The sequence below is a fragment of the Curtobacterium sp. LFS079 genome (assembly GCF_047977865.1).
Taxonomy (GTDB): Bacteria; Actinomycetota; Actinomycetes; order Actinomycetales; family Micrococcaceae; genus Arthrobacter.
On sequence record NZ_JBFPFO010000004.1, the window covers coordinates 284424 to 302292 of the forward strand.

At 62.6% G+C, this 17869-nt stretch carries 12 protein-coding genes and 1 pseudogene; 4 read left to right on the top strand and 9 right to left on the bottom strand.

All coding sequences use genetic code 11. The annotated features are described in order from the left end of the window. Positions 1-11: 11 nt before the first annotated feature. Both ACNQPB_RS09625 and ACNQPB_RS09630 read right to left on the bottom strand, forming a co-directional pair. A complete protein-coding gene (locus ACNQPB_RS09625) occupies positions 12-1589 on the bottom strand; it encodes an alpha-L-fucosidase (RefSeq protein ID WP_498751142.1) in 1578 nt (525 codons plus the stop codon). Beyond that, entirely contained in the window at positions 1586-3205 is a 1620-nt protein-coding gene (locus ACNQPB_RS09630) for a glycoside hydrolase family 43 protein (RefSeq protein ID WP_498751144.1), read from the bottom strand. The genes ACNQPB_RS09625 and ACNQPB_RS09630 overlap by 4 nt, the downstream gene beginning before the upstream one ends. A gap of 84 nt (positions 3206-3289) precedes the next feature. Between ACNQPB_RS09630 and ACNQPB_RS09635 the strand changes: the two genes are divergently transcribed. Beyond that, a complete protein-coding gene (locus ACNQPB_RS09635; protein WP_498751303.1) occupies positions 3290-4294 on the top strand; it encodes an acetylxylan esterase in 1005 nt (334 codons plus the stop codon). Between the two features lie 116 nt (positions 4295-4410). On the opposite strand, the gene ACNQPB_RS09640 is transcribed toward ACNQPB_RS09635, so the two are convergent. The 3 genes and pseudogenes from ACNQPB_RS09640 to ACNQPB_RS09650 all read right to left on the bottom strand — a co-directional run. Next, on the bottom strand, positions 4411-5220 hold the full coding sequence (locus ACNQPB_RS09640) for an AAA family ATPase (protein WP_498751146.1): 810 nt from the start codon (positions 5218-5220) through the stop codon (positions 4411-4413). 2 nt (positions 5221-5222) lie between these two features. Beyond that, complete coding sequence (locus tag ACNQPB_RS09645) at positions 5223-6605, bottom strand: transposase (RefSeq protein ID WP_498751148.1); 1383 nt, start codon at positions 6603-6605, stop codon at positions 5223-5225. An 80-nt stretch (positions 6606-6685) separates the two neighbouring features. Beyond that, positions 6686-6907, bottom strand: a pseudogene (locus ACNQPB_RS09650) (recombinase family protein); the annotation flags it as partial. Between the two features lie 378 nt (positions 6908-7285). On the opposite strand from ACNQPB_RS09650, the gene ACNQPB_RS09655 reads away from it, so the two are divergent. Continuing rightward, positions 7286-8416, top strand: a complete 1131-nt coding sequence (locus tag ACNQPB_RS09655; RefSeq protein ID WP_498751150.1) for a hypothetical protein — start codon at positions 7286-7288, stop codon at positions 8414-8416. Continuing rightward, a complete protein-coding gene (locus ACNQPB_RS09660) occupies positions 8413-8814 on the top strand; it encodes a hypothetical protein (RefSeq protein ID WP_498751151.1) in 402 nt (133 codons plus the stop codon). The genes ACNQPB_RS09655 and ACNQPB_RS09660 overlap by 4 nt, the downstream gene beginning before the upstream one ends. A 340-nt stretch (positions 8815-9154) precedes the next feature. Here ACNQPB_RS09660 and ACNQPB_RS09665 read toward each other — a convergent pair whose 3' ends face one another. Genes ACNQPB_RS09665 through ACNQPB_RS09680 form a run of 4 tightly spaced genes read right to left on the bottom strand, consistent with a single transcriptional unit; the run spans position 9155 to position 16688 of the window. Beyond that, positions 9155-10339 carry a Gfo/Idh/MocA family protein gene (locus ACNQPB_RS09665; RefSeq protein WP_498751153.1) on the bottom strand — a complete coding sequence of 395 codons (1185 nt, stop codon included), beginning with the start codon at positions 10337-10339 and terminating at the stop codon, positions 9155-9157. 10 nt (positions 10340-10349) lie between these two features. Further along, the gene (locus ACNQPB_RS09670; RefSeq protein WP_498751155.1) at positions 10350-12389 is read right to left on the bottom strand and encodes an aldo/keto reductase; all 2040 of its coding nucleotides are present in this window, start codon (positions 12387-12389) and stop codon (positions 10350-10352) included. Positions 12390-12440: 51 nt separating this feature from the next. Further along, the gene (gene yicI, locus ACNQPB_RS09675; protein ID WP_498751157.1) at positions 12441-14618 is read right to left on the bottom strand and encodes an alpha-xylosidase; all 2178 of its coding nucleotides are present in this window, start codon (positions 14616-14618) and stop codon (positions 12441-12443) included. 9 nt (positions 14619-14627) lie between these two features. Further along, the gene (locus tag ACNQPB_RS09680) at positions 14628-16688 is read right to left on the bottom strand and encodes a beta-galactosidase (RefSeq protein ID WP_498751158.1); all 2061 of its coding nucleotides are present in this window, start codon (positions 16686-16688) and stop codon (positions 14628-14630) included. A 167-nt stretch (positions 16689-16855) separates the two neighbouring features. Here ACNQPB_RS09680 and ACNQPB_RS09685 point away from each other — a divergent pair, with 167 nt between their 5' ends. Further along, positions 16856-17848 (top strand): LacI family DNA-binding transcriptional regulator, encoded by a 993-nt coding sequence (locus tag ACNQPB_RS09685; protein ID WP_498751305.1) that lies wholly within the window; start codon positions 16856-16858, stop codon positions 17846-17848. Positions 17849-17869: the final 21 nt, after the last annotated feature.

Sequence of the window (17869 nt, forward strand, 5' to 3'; positions counted from 1 at the left end):
TAAAGACCGCTCTAGATAAGCCCGATGTCCTGACCCGGCGCTGAGAGCTCATCAGCGGCGCGAGCCGGGGCCGGCTTGTCGATGCTCCCCACCACGTCGGCGAGAAGTTGATCCGTGTGACGCCAGTCAGCGGACCGCTGCGGCCGAACGCGGAAGCACAGCGGCACGTCGCGCTGAGCACCTTCCGGGACCTCGATGTGCAGTCCTTCCGCATCCTGCCTGTAGACGATCTCCGGCCGCCACGGGCCAGCAAGATCCACCCGCTCGATCCCGGACGACAGCAGGGTCAGTTCGCTGCTGAACGATCGAATCCTCACCTCCGAACCGGTCACCGGGCCGAGCACTGTGGCGTAAATGTCGCCGCGGGCCGTCGTGAATCGGATGTCCCGATCCGTATACGGCTGACGCTCCGTATCCGTGAACGCACCTTCCGCGACGGCGGTCGGCCCTTCCCCCGGAACAATCCACGGTCGGGTGCCGTAGATGGCCTCTCCGTTCGTTGCCAACCACGACCCGACGGCCCCGAGCAGAAGCACCTCCTCGGCGGGAATTGTGCCGTCCGCCTTCGGACCGATGTTAAGCAGGAGAGCACCGTTCTTCGACACGATGTCCACGAGATCGCAGATGAGATCCACCGGATCCTTCCAGTGCTGCGGCTCAACGTGAGACCACGATGTCGTCGAAACGGAAGTGTCGGTCTGCCAGAAGTCCGGCCTGATGCTGGCGAGTTGGCCGCGTTCCACGTCGAAGACAGCAGTGCCCTCGGCGAAGGCGTCGTACTTGTAGTTGATCGCGACGGTACGCCCCCACTGCTCGGCACGCGTGTAGTAGTACGCGGCGAACCGGCGGAGATACGGCGCGAACGCGGGCTGCTCGATCCACCAGTCGAAGTACACGATGTCGGGCTGTTGCAGGTCGACCAGTTCACAGGTGCGCACCAGCCAGTCCTCCAGGAATGCAGTGCTTGGCTGCACCTCCTCCGGCGCCGCGGGTCCGTATAGATCAAGCGTCTCCGGGGCGTCGACGTCCGAGGGGAAAGTACGCCCGCCGTTGAAGAAGAACCAGTGCTCCGCCCGGTGAGTCGATACCCCGAACGCCATCCCCTGTGCGCGCACCGCATCGGCGAGTTCGGCGATGACGTCGCGCTCCGGACCCATCTCCGCTGCATTCCATCGAGACAGGGCCGTTTTGTACATCGCGAAGCCGTCATGGTGCTCTGCAACCGGCACCACGAACCGCGCACCCGACTTGGAGAGCACCCGGGCCCACTCGGCGGCATCGAACTTTTCGGCGCGGAACATCGGGATGAAGTCCTTGTAGCCGAACTCGCGCTGGTCTCCGTAGGTGAGCCGATGGTGAGTGTATTCGGGCGTCCCCGGCCGGTACATGTTCCGCGAATACCACTCGTTGGCGAACGCGGGAACGGAATACACGCCCCAGTGAATGAAGATGCCGAACTTGCCTTGGACATACCACTCGGGCGGGGCGATACGCAGTTTCTCCCATTCGGCTGCCCACGGGCCCGTCTCGATTACGGCGTCGATCCCTTCCAAGCGCGCGCGGACGTCAGTCTGGTCAGGGTAGTTCATCGCCCGGCCCCGTGAGCAGGCGTGTACTCAGCACGCGAGAACAGCACCTCGCCAGCAACCGCTCGAAGACCGACCGTCCGCCCAACGAATCCGCCGGCGACTTCGGTGGAGAGGTAGCGGCCGTCCAGCCTTGCCAGTTCCCTCTCGCCGTCGTCGTCCTGGACGGCAAGGACAAGATCATCCGGCCCCCCTGTTGTCGCCGGCTGCGATTCGATGATCAGGCGACGGGATCCGTCTGCGAGTTGCTGATCGTCTGCCACGGTTTGGCTCAACGCACCCACACGAATCCGGGCCTCGGCCCGCCCATCGACAAGTACTACTTCGGCCCAATGCCGCTCGTCCATGCGAACACGCACCGCGGCCGAATCGGACACCTCGGTGACGGCCGCGAAACGCCAGTGTGGGTCGGAAACACGGGCCGCAAGCATCGACGGCGCCCCGTTCGGTGAAGCGACGGAGACGATCTGCACGCCGTCGGCAGTGGGCCGGGCTATCTCAGCAGGGGCGCTTCCCGGCGAGATCCAACGTGCGTCGAGCGGGCCATCGAAGGTATCGGCGAACGCCGTGCTGGGCGCCGCGAATCGGAATCGATCCGGCACCACAACAGGCCAGCCATCCACCCAATCAATACCTGCCAGGAAAGTTTCCCTGCCATTCACATGGAACATCGGAGTGGCGCCGCGCGGTCGAACGCCCAGATAGACCATCGCCCAGGAACCGTCGAACATCTCGACCATATCGGCGTGACCGACGTTCTGCACAGGGAACACAGTGCTTCGGCGGGAGAAGATCGGGTTCTGCGGATGCAACTCATACGGACCGTCCGGAGACGAAGACCGTGCGATGCCGACGGAATGGCCACGCTCGGTACCGCCCTCCGCGTAGAGCAGGTACCAATATTCGCCGTGACGGAACACGTGCGGCCCTTCCGGGTATGCCAAGCCGCTACCTCGGGTCAGGGTACGCGGCTCATCGAGCAACCGTCCGGATTCCAGATCGACACGCACCTGCGCGATTCCCGGCACGGACGGCATGTTCGAGCAGAAAGTCAGATAGCAGACTCCCTCATCGTCCCAAGCCAGATCGGGATCGATTCCGAGGAGTCCCGGGAGCAGGGTGCTCGGCCCCCAGGGGCCTTCGATGGACGGCGCAGAGGAGATCAGCTGTCCGGGCTCTCCCGATACATTAGTAGTGATCATCCAAAAGCGACCGTTGTAATGACGAAGCGTGGGCGCATACACGCCCCCGCCCGCGCCGGCTTCGCCGGCTACCAGATGTGGATCGCCATCCAGCGCATGGCCCACGAGACTCCAGGTAACAAGATCCGGGCTCCGCCAGAGCGGGACTCCCGGCGAGTACTCAAACGTTGAATGCGCCAAGTAGTAGTCACCACCTGCTCGACAGATCGTCGGATCAGGGTGAAATCCCGGAACGATCGGGTGCTCTGCTGCCGAAACCAGCAGAGCGGACGCCTCGGCGGCGTCGAAACCTTGGGAACCATCCAAACTCGCAACATCCATCATTGGATCTTCTCCACTCGCCATCGGGTCGGAACTAAAGTCACGCAGTTCGAAACAGCCATCGAAAGTCGGCTTGGATCGAAGCGGTTCGAACAATGATCCTAGGGTGACGGGATGATTAGCGCAAGAATTTTATCGAAGCGCTTCCGCAACCAGATTCCAAGCATTATTCTCGACTGCATGCCACTGACTGACATGCCTCTTGACGACCTCCGTACATTCCGCCCCGAAGTCGCTCAGCCTGCTGATTTCGATGATTTTTGGGAACGCACCTTGGTTGAATCACGCGCGCTCGCGACTCAGGCCACGCTGAGTCCGGCCATGACCCCGATCACCGAAATCATCGTCGAAGATCTGACATTCTCCGGTTTTGGCGGTGAGCCGGTCCGCGGATGGGTCACCCGCCCCCGCAAGGAGGGAAAACTTCCCACCGTCGTTGAATTCATCGGATACGGTGGTGGACGCGGTATTCCCGGCGAGCACTTGAGGTGGGCCGCCACCGGCTACGCCCATGTACTGATGGACACGCGAGGACAGGGCTCCGGGTGGGGCTCTGGTGGCGACACTGCCGACCCACATGGATCCGCCGGCTCCGTGCCCGGATTCATGACCCGCGGCATCGGCAGCCGGGACACCTACTACTACCGACGAGTGTTCACTGACGCGGCGCTGTTGATCGATGCCGTTCAACAGTTCGAGTTCGTCGATGTCGAGCGCATCGCCGTTACCGGAGGCAGCCAGGGCGGTGGGATCTCCCTCGCCGCGGCCGCTCTCAACCCGGCTGTCCACGCGGCAATGCCCGATGTTCCGTACCTGTGCCACTTTCGCCATTCTGTTGGGCGCACACCAGAGCATCCGTTCCGCGAGATCGAGCAGTACCTGGCGGTGCACCGCGAACGCGTGGACACAGTGTTCGAGACCCTTTCGTACTTCGACGGTGTGAACTTCGCGCGCCGCATTACCGTCCCGTCATTGTTCTCAGTGGGCCTTATGGACTGCGTGGTACTGCCCTCCAGCGTGTTTGCGGCATACAACTACTCCGCAGCGGTTGACGCCGAAATCGAGGTATATCCCTTCAATGGCCACGAAGGTGGCCAGATCTCCCAGTGGGTACGCCAGACCGAATGGCTCGCCAAACGCTTCGGAGTCTTGACTCCCGCCGACACAATGGTTGGCTCCCGGTAGGGCCGCCGATGAGGGCCCCAGTGCGCCAATCGAAGCTGGCCGCGCCGCAAAAGCGGCGCGGCCAGCTTTGTGGAGTTGGTCGGTAAGTGGCGGTGTTCTTTGATCGGTATCTGTCGCTAGTTGCCGATGACGAGGACGCTGGCGGCTGCTTCGATGACGTCGTCTGTGATTGTTTCCAGTTGGTTGGTTTTCAGGACGCGGGTGATTTGGGGGAACAGCCGCTCGAGGAGGCGGAAGTTGCCGCGGGTTATCCGCTCGATTGCGGCGATGGCTTGGGCGTCGGTGAAATCCTCTGGGTCCAGTGTTTTTCCGAGGCGTTTCCAGTGGCGGTCCAGGACGAAGAGGAGTTCTTCGCGGCCGAGGGTTCGGTAGCGGTGGGAGAAGCCGAGGCGGCTATACAGCTGTGGGTAGTGGCGAAAGCGTTGGTCAATGCCGGGCATGCCAATAAGCATGATCGCGATATGGGTGCGGTCGTGTTTGTCTCTGAGCTGCTCGAGGATGGTCGGAGTAAGCCGTTCGGCTTCGTCGATGATCAGTAGTTCGACCCATCTGTTGGTGTTACTGGCGTGGACACCCGTGACCTTGCCGATAAGACGTTGGTGTTCGTCCGCGCAGATGCCGATCCTGACCTGTAGGTGGTCGATGTCGCGCATGAGGTCCTTGGGCCTGGGTAACACTTCGGGTGTGTAGAAGACCGTGCGGGAACTGTTGGCCAGAGCGTAGTGTTTGGCATCATGGTCGCCCCGCGGGCCCCATTCTGTGATGTAGGGCTCCAGCTTGTCCCAGTTGGCGTAGCGGCGTGCGGACTGAGTCTTGCCTACTCCGGCATCACCATGGCAGATCCCGATGGTTTGTTCTTTGCGGACGGCATTAGCGAACTCCGTGAAGCGCCTGTGCTCCTTGGTAACGATGAAGTCCTGGTTCATGGTCAGTCCTCTTCATAGGTTCGAAGCCGGCGCCTGGTTGGTGTTGGTGTTGTTTGTCGTGGTTCCTCGCGGGTTACGAGCGCCGGTACGCAGTCGTTGATGGTCCGGCGCAATTCGCGCCGGCGGGCCCGGCGGGCGGCTTCGATGTCACGGAGGCTAAGCCTGAGGTTGGGATGGTTTTCGTCGATGGCAATGCAGATGAAGGTGTCGTGGTCGTAAACCCTGATTTCGGAGATGTCTCTAGGGTCGTAGCGGATCGTCACTGTATGCCCAACGAACGGTGCGAGGGTTGGAGCCAGGTAGCGCTGGCCCTGAAAGTGGATTCCGTCGCGCTGGACCGTGCGGTGTTTAGGCACTGTGAGCAGCAACCCGTCGAGCTGTTCGAGGCTATCAGGCATCCGGGGAAGCCAGCCGCCTGCAACCCAGGCGTCCCGCGGAGATCGCCCGAGTTCCTGATGAGGCCGTTCGTTGTAAGTGGCGATGAAGGAGCCGATGGCGCCGTCAAGGGCGGCAAGATCAAGCGCAGGTTTGGGCTTGCGGCTTCCAGATCCAAGATGGCCAGGGAGAGCCGCGAGGACTTCGGTGTTGATGGTGCCAAAAAAGCGCTCGATCTTCCCTCGTCCCTGGGGCCTGGCAATCGTTGAGAACATGAGGCGGATGTGAAGTTCGATGGCGGTGCGTTCACGGTGGTGGCTGGTGAAATCGGAGCCATGGTCGACGTGCAGCACATCAGGAATGCCGCACATCGCCCAGGCGGCATCGCTCTTGCGCCAGATGGCCTGCCGGAGAGCGAGGGCTGTGTTCATGGCCGAGGGTGCGCCGGTGAAGACCATATATCCGCACAGTGCCCTGGAGTGATCGTCCATCACGGTTGTCAACCACGGCCGGTCCGGTTTCCCGTTCGCTCCGATGATGAGGATGTCGAGTTCAGTGTGGTCGGCTTGCCAGATCTGGTTGGGGTGGTCGGCGCGGTGACGGAAGACGAGTTCGTGCTGGTCGCGGTAGGAGGCGGGGCCTTCGAGGGCGAGGGTTACCAGAGCTGGATCGAGGGCTTGAACAATGCCGCGCACCGTGGCGTAGCTGGGCGCGGGCAAGCCTCCTTGCGCTGCTTCGGAAGCGGCCAGGCGGTGCAGCGTCGCCAAACTCGGCCGCGGTTTAGTCAGGGCCAGTCTTTCGACGAACGCTACCGTCTGGGGATCCGTGTACCGCTTTCCTGTGTCGGAGCGCGGGTTCTTGTCCAGCGCCTTGATACCGCCGGCCTTGCATAGCCGGTGCCAGCGTTGGAGGGTGCGGGCACTTATGCCCGTGTAACGTGCGAGAGCGGCGAGGGGAACCTGGTCCTCGACGTGAAGTCGGAGGATCTTCCAGCATTCGTCGCCTCTCATTGTGGCCTAGGCGCCGGTACGCCTACGGGCCGCTATGGCCTGCTGATGCCGATACAGGGTTGCCCGGCTCCAGCCTACGAGGCGCGCAGCGTCCGGTCCACGCGCCACACCACGACCGTGTCGCCTTTCTCGGCGTAGGCGAGCAGCTTCTTCATCCCGGGCCGCTCAACCGCAGCCTTGCTCCCGGAGGTGACATCGGCGAAAACATCACCCTTCTGAACCCCAGTAGCAAGCAAGGCATCGAGCTGCAGTTGGGCATCCTGGCTCGAAGTGCTCACCCGCGTATATCCGAGAAGCCTCACCCAGCCATTATGCCTCAAAAAGTCCCAGCCAGACGCCGTCCAAGACAGATTTCACCGAGACGAGTTTCCAAGACATGCTGCGGGCCGAAACAGCGCGGTGCTGCGCAAACACATTCGCCTCCAGACAAGTGACTTGAAAACCTGTGGCTTTTTGAGGCATATGACTTGCCGCGGGCGACAAACTATGACATTGTCCTCTCGTTTTTGATATCTATTGGGGGGATTTGCCTTGTACAGAAAGATGGCTGTTGCCGTTGGCGTGACACTGTTGATGTCCGGCCTTACCGCTGGATCAACAACGCCTCTGCACACACAGACGGCGTTCCTACGGTGAAAATAGGGGTGAAGCCCAGAGTCGATGATCCTGGGCGCGGATCCGTGAAACTGCTCGAAGAATCAGCAGAGACGGGCGAGAAAGTCTACACGGGGACACTGAAATCAGGTGAGCCCATCCACGTCATTCAGTACGAAAGCCCAGTTGACGCGTTTGAGTCGCCGAGGCAGAAACCGCAGATAGATACTAGGAAGATGGACTGGATCGGAACATCCTCCGCCGAGAATCCAGGGTTGGTGGACGCATCCACCAATAAGAACCAGGTCGATGTCCGACCGGATTCGATGAAACCGAACCTTGCCGTCGCCACGACGGACCACACTGTGAGTCTAAGCTGGCGCGTCTCCGGGGCCGACACCGTCTATCAAGTCTTCCGGGATGGCGGCCTCTTGTCTGAGGGTGTGACTAACAATTTCAAGGAAGGCGGGCTGAGCCAAGATTCAACACACGAATACAAAATCGTTGCCAAAGGAACGTCCGATGCTCCATCGGCGGTTTCCGAGAAAACCCTAAGGATATCCGTATCCGGGACAACGAAGCCCGCCCCGAGGGCTTATCAGCCGTATACGAACGCTGTCGAGTACAAGACCTTTATTCCGGACAACAGGGTCACTCTGGACGTTGCCGGGGCGATCAGCTGCGGCGTGGTAGGCCAGGATGGCTGGAGCTTTGGCGGCGACAACCGGAGCTACCGGGCTCCGACGACAACAGCGCCCGCCGGTGAGTCGCAATTCCGGACGTTCATGTGGGCGAACGTCAATTGGGGTAATCCTGATAGCCAGTCGTTGGTCCTGCTCAAAGCCGTTGGGCCGACGACGCGGTACCGCAACGGTGTCTTTGTGGATACCCGCACGGCTAGCTCGGCGGGTATGGAGTTTCTGGAAGCCTATCGGAGTGGTTCCTACGCTCAGGTCAGGTTCAAGCACAACGTCGGAAACCCTTACTGCAGCATCGGGTCCATCCAGTACAACGTAATGAACCGGATCTACCGCTCGGGTCTCATTGAAATGGTTGGCTGGCGGTTCCAGGCTCCCGCGCACGAAGCGTACGCTCGTTTCAACTCGACAGGATCTGACACATGGAAGACATTGATTCAGCGTCCCAACCTCGGTTTCTCATGCCTGTTCGAGCCGGCCTGCGCTACCGACAACATCAACGTCTCTGTGGCTGGATGAGAAGCCTCATCCAGCTCCACGAGCTGAAGGTTTATGCAATATTCCTCGGCGCATCACTGGTTCTGTGCTCGGTGTATGTCTTCGTCATTCTGGCCAAGCCGGTAGTGCCCGGAAGTATTTTGACGTCGTACGCCATTACGCTGGCCGTCGCACTGGCGATGACCCAGTTTCTATGGGCCCCGATATTTTCCCTGCTGAAACGTTCCGAGACACCGAAAATATTGATCCCGGCGGCCCTCGTGGCAGCTACCCTGCTTCTCGCCTTGGTCTTCGGCATTTTTGAGATGAGTCTTCTTCATTCGGCAGCTGTGGCCATTCTCGTGGGGATTTATTTGAGTTCTATTGCCCTCATTGGTGGATGTATTTTAATGATGCTGGAAACGCGCGCGTCCTCATGATCGGGCCAACCAGGCGGTCCATCTTTCGCCGTTCCGGAAAAGGACTGAACACCACGTCACTGATGTGACCTTCTCGGAAGCGAACTGACGACCATTAGCAGGGACCGGGCCAGTTGCCCGGTCCCTGCTCTTGCACCCTCACCTTGCAGAAGATGAATTGCGAGATTGCCGGAAACACACCTCGACAGCGGGGTAAGCGTCTCAGAGGCACGGCAACTTAGCTACTCCTCCACGGCTAGCGTCCTCGTCATAGGCAACTAGCGACAGATACCGATCAAAGAACACCGCCAATTATCGATGAACTCCACAGCCAGCTTGGCCTGTTTAACGGGCTGCGACTTTAACGGGCTGCGACCTGGATGATGATGCTTTTGGCGTCGGCGGATTCCTCGACGGCTGCCAGGATCCGTTGGACGGCCAGGCCGTCATCGAACGACGGCGACGGTGCGGTTCCGTTGTTGATGGCGGTCAGGAGGTCGCGGATCTGGTGGGTGAAGCTGTGTTCCCAGCCGATCACGTGGCCTTGCGGCCACCAGGCGCCCATGTAGGGGTGGTCGGGTTCGTTGACCAGGATGCGCCGGAACCCCTGTTCCCGGACGGGAAGGGTGGCGTCGAGGAAGCCGAGTTCGTTGAGGTTTTCCAGGTCGAACAGCAGGGAACCCTTGTCCCCGTAGATCTCCAGGGCCAGGGAGTTCTTCCGGCCGGTGGCCATGCGCGAGACTTCCACGGAGGCGATGGCCCCGGAGGCGAGGGTCAGCGTGGCCCAGGCGGCGTCGTCGACCGTTACTTGTTCCGGACCGCCCGCGCCGGGGCGGTGGTTCACGAAGGTGTGCAGGCGGCCGGAGACTTCGGTGACGGTGTCCCCGAGGAGGTACAGGACCTGGTCGATCGCGTGGGAGGCGATATCCCCCAAAGCCCCGGACCCGGCGGTTTCCTTGTTCAACCGCCAGGTCATGGGTGCCTGGGCGTCGGTTAGCCAGTCCTGCATGTACGAGGCGCGCACGTGCCGGACCGTGCCCAGCCGGCCCTCGGCGATCAGTTCCTTCGCCAGGGCCAGGGCCGGGACGCGGCGGTAGTTGAAGCCGATCATGGACTGCACACCCCGGGCCCTGGCTTTGGCGGCCGCGGCGGTCATGAGTTCGGCTTCGGCCAGAGTGTTCGCGAGGGGTTTTTCAACCAGAACGTGCTTGCCTGCCTCGAGGGCCGCGATGGCGATTTCGGCGTGCATCCAGCCCGGGACACAGATATCCACGATATGGATGTCGTCCCGGTCGAGGACCGTGCGCCAGTCCGTGGCCGATTCCGCCCAGCCGTACTTCCCGGCGGCCGCGGCGACCTGTTCCGGGTCCCGGCCCACGAGCACTTTCTGCTCGAAGGCCGGAACATCGAAGAAACTGGCCACGTTCCGCCACGCATTCGAATGGGCTTTGCCCATGAACGCGTATCCGATCATCGCCACGCCCAAGGTCCTGGCGCTGTCAGTGCCCTGCGGGCCGGCGCCGTCCTTGTTTTCGGTAGAGTTCATGGCCTGATTCCTAGAGTGCGGATGCGGTGGGGATGCTGTTCGAGGCCGTGCGCAGGTCCAGCCACGATGCCTGCTCCTCATTCAGTTCGATGCCGAGACCCGTCATCGTGGAGCGATACTCCGCGATGGACCGTGGCCCAACCAATGCAAAGGTCGGGAATTGCTGGGCCAGCACGTAGGCCAACGCCACAGCAGTAGCCGGCACTCCGAATTCCGCTGCCAACTGTTCAGCGCGGCGCTTCCGCTCAAAGTTCGCATCGCCGTAGAAGCAACGTACGAGATCTGAGTCACTGAGGTTGTCAGGGTTCGCGCGGGCGAAAAACCCTCGGGCCTGTGAAGACCAGGGCAGGAGCGCTACGTCGCGTTCGGTGAGCCATCGCTTGGACGCCGGGTCAGTAGCAGTTCGACATCCGGTCCAGGGGACATCGTAGGCCTCCGCCAAGCCGAAGTAGTTGCTCAGTACCGTAAGGGGCCGCTTGCCATTCGCGGCCGCCCAGGCATTGGCTTCATCGAACCGCTCCACCGTCCAGTTCGAACCGCCAAAGGCCGTAATGCGCCCTGCGCCGGCGTGCGCGTCCAGTACATCAACAAACTCACCGACTGGGATGTCAGGATTGTCCCGGTGCATGAGGTACACATCGGCATACTCGAGTCCCTGCCGGTCCAGGGATTCCAGCAGTTGCCGGGACAGGGAATCTGGATCACAGTGCGGCGTGTGCGCTCCTTTCACAATGACGACCGCCTCCTCACGGACCCCGCGGTTGGCGAGCCATTTTCCGAACCGCTTCTCGTGTTCACCGTCATTGCCGTACAGCCATGCCGTGTCGAATGCGTTGCCCCCGGCCGACCAGAACGCGTCAAAGAGTGCCGAGGCATGCGCCAGGTCCGGCTGGTTGTCACAGCCCATGACAAGCCTGGAGACGGGTTTGTCCAACCTCGGAATCTGCGCGTAGCGCATGGGTGCATCCGGCATTACAGCCAATGGCAGGCCGGAGACGGTAGGAATGTTGGCCTGATCGGCTTCGAACGGAAATTGCACGCCGACCTGGTCCCGCCAGCGGTCCAGTACAGCGGAGGTTCCCAAGGTGTCGTCAAGGAACATCTCTACGGGCTCCTGGCCGGTTGCGACCGCTTTGGCGAGGGCGTCGGCCTCCAGGGCGTAGGCCCGGTTGGCCGGGTTGTCCGAAGCGAACGTGAACGTCTGCGGCTGCTCCCCCACGCGCCGGAGGACCAGCTCCTGGCGGTCGTGAATTGTCCACGGATCAGAGAGGAACAGGGTGCCCTCCGAACCGGAGACTGTCACCTCTTCGGGGTTCTCCATACGAATCCCCGCACGCAGAGTTGCCGTGAGGTTTGAGGGAAAGGTCAGCTGTGCAAGCGCCCACTCGTCCACGCCCGTGCCGCCGACATATCCGGCCGCCCGCAAATCGATGGGTTCAGCGAAGGGGCGCCCCAGAGCTGCGCCTGCCACGGCACGTGCCATCGTCACGGGATAGCCACCGACGTCGAGAATGCCTCCACCGGCAAGGTCCGCGTCGAACAACCGGCCCTTCTTCTCCGGCACGTCAAAGCAGAAGCTGGCGTCGACGTGTTGGACGCGCCCGATGGCTCCCTCGCGGATGAGCTCGAGGAGCTTCACGGTCTGCGGATGGAACCGGTACATGTACGCCTCGATGAGGATGACGCCCGCCGTGCGCGCGGCGTCGACAACTGCCATGGTGCTCCCATGATTCGGCGCGAGCGGTTTCTCACACAGCACATGCTTGCCCGCGCGCACCGCGGCCAGGACGAGCTGCGCGTGACTGGTGTTCACAGTTGACACGTAGACAGCGTCAACGTCCGGGCTCGACAGCACCTCTTCGTATGTGCCGGTGATCGCGTGCGGGACACCGACTTCGACCGCGAAGTCCTTCGCACGGGTCCGGTCAGAACTGCCGACCGCTACGAGTTCCCCTGTCTGGCTGGACGGAAGTTCCTTTGCGAATTTCCTGGCGATGTACCCCGGGCCGAGGACACCCCACCTGATGGGCTCCGTGACAGACGCCTTCATGACAAACTCCTTTGCGCTTCAACTTTCATGGAATGACTGGGTGCCAGGGATTCAGAGGGCGACGGCGACCGTCCGGCCGCCTTCCACGGTCACCTCAAAACCGGCAAAACCGCCGTCGGCCTTGGGAACGACCACGGTGCGCCGGTGCCCGTCCACCGCGGCGAAGGCCTTGAATTCCAGCTCGTTGGCCCAGTCATATTCAGGCCTGTCGCTGACAGTTCCGAGGGGTAGCACTGCACCCTGGCGGACGTAGACGGCGGCCTCCATCACCGGGAACGCCTTCCTGTGCCAGCGGGGTCCGGACAGCTGTTCACCGCTTTCCAAATGCGTCCACGTTCCCTCCGGCAGGTAGAAGTCCACCGAGCCGCCGCTTCCCATGACTGGAGCCACCAGCAGTTCGGACCCCAGCATGTACTGGCGGTCAAGGTGGGCGCAGGCGGGGTCGTCCGGGAACTCCATGAACATGGGCCGCATCAGCGGTGACCCTTTCTGGTGAGCGTCCTCGGCTGCCGAGAGCAGGTACGGCATCAGCCTCATCTTGAGCTCGGTGAAGTGGCGCAGGACGTCGCTGGATTCGTCGTCCACCAGCCACGGCACGCGGTACGAGTTTGAGCCGTGAAGCCGGGAGTGCGAGGACAGCAGCCCGAACGCGATCCACCGCTTGAACAGCTCCGGATCCGGCGTGCCCTCGAACCCGCCGATGTCATGGCTCCAGAACGCGAACCCGGACGAGGCCAATGACAGGCCGCCGCGCAGCGATTCGGACATCGCCGGGAACGTGGACTCGCAGTCCCCGCCCCAGTGCACGGGCAGCTGCTGCCCGCCGGCAGTGGCCGAGCGGGCAAAGAGCACGGCCTCCCCCTCGCCGAGCTCTTTGCTGAGCAGGTCGAACACGGTCCGGTTGTATAGCTGGGCGTAGTAATTGTGCATCTTCTGTGGATCCGACCCGTCGTGCCAGGCCACGTCCGTGGGGATCCGCTCGCCGAAGTCCGTCTTGAAGGAATCCACTCCCTGGTTAAGCAGGGTGCGCAGCTTGTCCTGGTACCAGGTGACGGCGTCCGGGTTGGTGAAGTCCACCAGGCCCATGCCGGCCTGCCACATGTCCCATTGCCAGACGGAGCCGTCGGCCCTTTTGACCAGGTAACCCAACTCGGCGCCTTCACCGAACAAGTGCGAGCGCTGCGCGATGTAGGGGTTGATCCACACGCACACCTTGAGGCCCCGCTCGTGGAGACGGCGGAGCATGCCCTCGGGGTCCGGGAAGGTGGCGGGGTCCCAAATGAAGTCGCTCCAGTGGAAGGCACGCATCCAGTGGCAGTCGAAGTGGAACACGGACAGCGGAAGCCTGCGCTCAGCCATCCCGTCGATGAAGGACATCACGGTCTTTTCGTCGTAGTCCGTGGTGAAGGACGTTGAGAGCCAGAGTCCGTAAGACCATGCGGGCACCCGGGCGGGCGTTCCGGTCAGCTCGGTGTAGCGGCGCAGGATGTCTTTCGGCGTCGGTCCGTGGATCACAAAATACTGGAGCTTCTGCCCTTCGACGCTGAACTGGGTGCGGGACACCACTTCGGAGCCGATTTCGTAGGACACCCGCTCCGGGTGGTTCACGAAAACGCCGTAGCCCGCGTTTGTGATGAAGAACGGCACGTTCTTGTAGGCGAGCTCACTGGACGTGCCGCCGTCCTCGTTCCAGATGTCGATCGACTGGCCGTTCTTGACCAGCGGCCCGAACCGCTCGCCCAGGCCGTAGACATTGGTGCCAACGCCGAGCGTCAGCTGTTCGTGGATATAGTGCTTCCCATCCTGGTCCGTGATCAGGCCGATGCTGCGGGGCATCGAGCTGGTCAGCAGCCGGCCGTCCCCCAGGAAGTCAACGTTCCACTCACCCGCTGTGCTGATACGCGCGGTGAGGCCGCCCGAGGTGAACGTTGCCGTGCCGCCGTCGTTGCCGATGCTGACGTCCGCGGTGCCGTCCTTCAGCCCGAAGTGCGGGCCCTTGTTCACGCCGCCCTGGAAGTGTTCGATGGTCACGCCTATGACATCCGGCAGGGGGGACTCGAAGGTGATGGTCAGCTGGGGGCAATTCAGGGCGTCACCGCGGTGCGCGATCCTCTTGGTGGGCGCGTAGACCCGCAGCGTGTCTTCTGAGGCTTCAACATCCGATACATCCCGCGGATGCAGCGCTGACAGGCCCTTACGGTAGAGCCAGTAGCCGTCCGTGAATTTCATGGGTTCCCCTTATTTCGCTGGTTCTTTGAGTACGAGCGCCCCGAAAGGCGGCAAGGTCAGGTGCTGGTTGTGCTCGGCGCCTGTGAGCAGGTCTACGGAGGCCCAGCCAAGCTGGACCGGCTGCGGCAGGTTCGAATGGTTGAGCAGGAACAGATGGCCGCCACGGCTGGCAGCTTCCACGGGTTCGGGAAGCGGTGCGGCCAGCGGAGAGGTGATGCCGGCCGAGTCCAGGGCTGCAGCCATGACCAGGTCCAGCGCCTCCGCCGGAAGATCCGCGCCGACGTACCATGCACTTCCCTCGCCTTTGCGGTTCCGTACGACGGCGGGCTTTCCTTCCAGCCGTCCCGCGCCAAAGTGCGCCACGGCTTCCGCGGTTTCCTCCCTGAGTGCCAGGTTTTCGGCCCAAATGCCGGCGTGCCAGGATTCCTTGGTCCCTTTGGCGGGTACGGTGCTGCCAAACTCAACGCCCAGCGGCGCGGGGAGCGGCAACCACTCCTCGCCATCCACACCAACAAGTTCCGCCAGCACTCCCGGGAAGCGTCCCGGAACCAGATGTCCGTTTACATCCGCCACTGCGCTGAACGGACCCACCACCAGGTGTCCGCCGGACTGCACAAACGCGCCAAGGGCGTCCGCGTTCTCCGCCGCAAGCATGAATAGGCTGGGTGCCAGTACAAGCTCGAACCTGCCCAGGTCCGCGGACGGATGGACCACTTCAACGGCCAGCCCTCTCCCAAGGAGTGGCGCGTAGTAGGCCTGGACCTGTTCCAGGACACCCAGCCGGTTGGTGGGAGTGTCCGGTGATTCGGTAGCCCACCAACTGTCCCAGTCAAAGAGGACCGCGATCTTTGCCCTGCATGGCGTGCCCGCCAGCTGGCGCAGGGAGTGCAGGTCATTGCCGAGTTCTGCCACTTCGCGGAACACTCGTGTCTGTTCTCCAACCAGGGGCACGACCGCTGAGTGGAAGCGTTCGGCGCCGAAGCTGGACTGGCGGAACTGGAAGTAGCAGACGCCGTCTGCACCACGGGCAATGGCCGACAAGGCATCCACCCGCAGTTCTCCCGGTTCCTTGGCGACGTTGTGGTCGCGCCAGTTCACTGCCGAGGTTGCGGACTCGATGAGCAGCCACGGTTCGCCGCGGGAGAGCCCCCGGCACAGGTCGTGGGTCAGCGAGCCCAGCTTGTGGGACTTCGGATCGGACGGGTCGGTGTACCAGTCGTTGGCCACAACATCCGTTTCCTTGGCGAAGGAGAAGTAGTCGGCGCCGCGGAAGAACCCCATCAGGTTGGTGGTGATAGGGCTGGTGGCGTCGTAGCGGCGGATGATGTCCCGTTGGCTGCGGTAAAGGGATAGCAGCTGGTCGGACGTGAAGCGCTGGAAGTCCAGGGCTTGGCTCGGGTTGATAAGGTACGGCGCCCGTCGCGGCGGCATGATCTCGTCCCAGCTGCCATACAGCTGGCTCCAGAAGGTGGTTCCCCAGGAGCGGTTCAGTTCCTCCAACGATCCGTAACGCCGCATCAGCCACGCACGGAACGCCAGGGCACTTTCGTCGTCGTAGCTGACCTGGCCCAGCTCATTTCCCACGTGCCACATGGCAACTGCAGGGTGGTCCGCATACCTTTCGGCCAGCGATTCCGTGATGGCTGCCGCGGCACGGCGGTATCTCGTGGATGACGGGCTGAACTGGTTGCGCGAGCCATACCAGAGCGTGCGCCCGTCGGGGTCCACGGGCAGCGTCTCGGGGTTAACGTGTCCCAGCCAAGGCGGCGGTGATGCCGTGGGGGTGGCGAGGCAGACCCGGATGCCACCTTCGTGCAGCAGGTCCAGGACGTCGTCCAGCCAGCCGAAGTTGCGGGCCCCTTCCCTGGGTTCGAGAAGTGCCCAGCTGAAGACGCCGACTGTGGCGAGGTTGATGCCGGCCTCCTGCATGAGCCGGATATCCTCCGGCCAGCTTTCCGCCGGCCACTGCTCGGGGTTGTAGTCCGCGCCGTGGATGAGTCCGAGTGTCTCCGTCAGAGAGGCCAAGCCGGGCTTGAGGGTGGACGCGGGAGAATGGTCAAAGTTGGTCATGGTATCGAATCGCTTCAATCAAGGCTGAACGGTGGGCTAATCTAAAGCTGAGCTGGTACGCGCCGGGGCAATCGAATTTGATCGAAATGGTGCGGCGTTCCACGAAATTTCAATGGCTATGATGGTGGGTGTCCCACCCGCGGAGAAAGGAGTGGCCCGTGGCCACCATGAGTGACGTCGCCAGGACTGCAGGAGTGTCCACCAGCACCGTGTCTTACGTGCTGAGCGGCAAGCGCACCATCTCCGAGGAGACCCGTGAACAGGTCCTCGCAGCCATCAGGAAGCTGGACTACAGCCCCCACTCGGGCGCCAGGTCCCTTGCCTCCAGCCGGTCCAACGTGCTCGGACTGATGGTTCCCCTGCGGGCCGACGTGAACGTCAGCGTGATCATGCAGTTCGTGGCGGGTGTTGTGACCACCGCCCGGGATTACAACCAGGACGTGCTGCTCCTGACCCAGGACGACACCGACGGCATCCACCGGGTGACTTCCCAGTCCATCGTGGACGGGCTGCTCATGATGGATATCGAAGCCCGCGATCCCCGGATCCCCCAGCTTGCAAAGCTCCGGAAGCCGGCTGTCCTGATCGGCATCCCGGACGATCCGCAGGGCCTGAGCTGTGTGGACTTCGATTTCGCAGCCGCCTCCCGCACTGCCGTGCGGCACCTTACGGAACTCGGCCACAGGAGCATTGGCTTCATCGGCTCCCCGCAGGCCTCCCTGGAGCGCCACGCCACCTACGCCGACCGTGCCCGCAAGGGCTTTGAGGACGCCTGCCAGGCTGCCGGCGTCGTCGCCGCCCTCAGGGCCGCTGAGCCTACGTCCGGCGCGCTCGCCGGCGCCCTGGACGACATGCTCTCGGGTCAGGAGCCACCCACTGCACTGGTGGTCCACAACGAAGGACTGCTCCCCCTGCTGCGGGAGGCCCTCGCCCTCCGCGGGCTGCAGGTCCCTGGGGACATCTCGGTTGTTGCCATCGCTCCCGAAGACGTGGCGATGGCGTCCGCCCAGCCGTGGACGGCGGTTTCCATACCGGCCCACGACATTGGACGTACCGCCGTCGAGATGGTCATGGACCGGCTCAACTCGGACAAGCCCGTGGAGATCCGGCTCATTGTGCCGTCCCTGGTGCAGCGCGAAACCTCTGCGGCCCGCAGCTAGGATGGCCTGTCCGGCACTGTC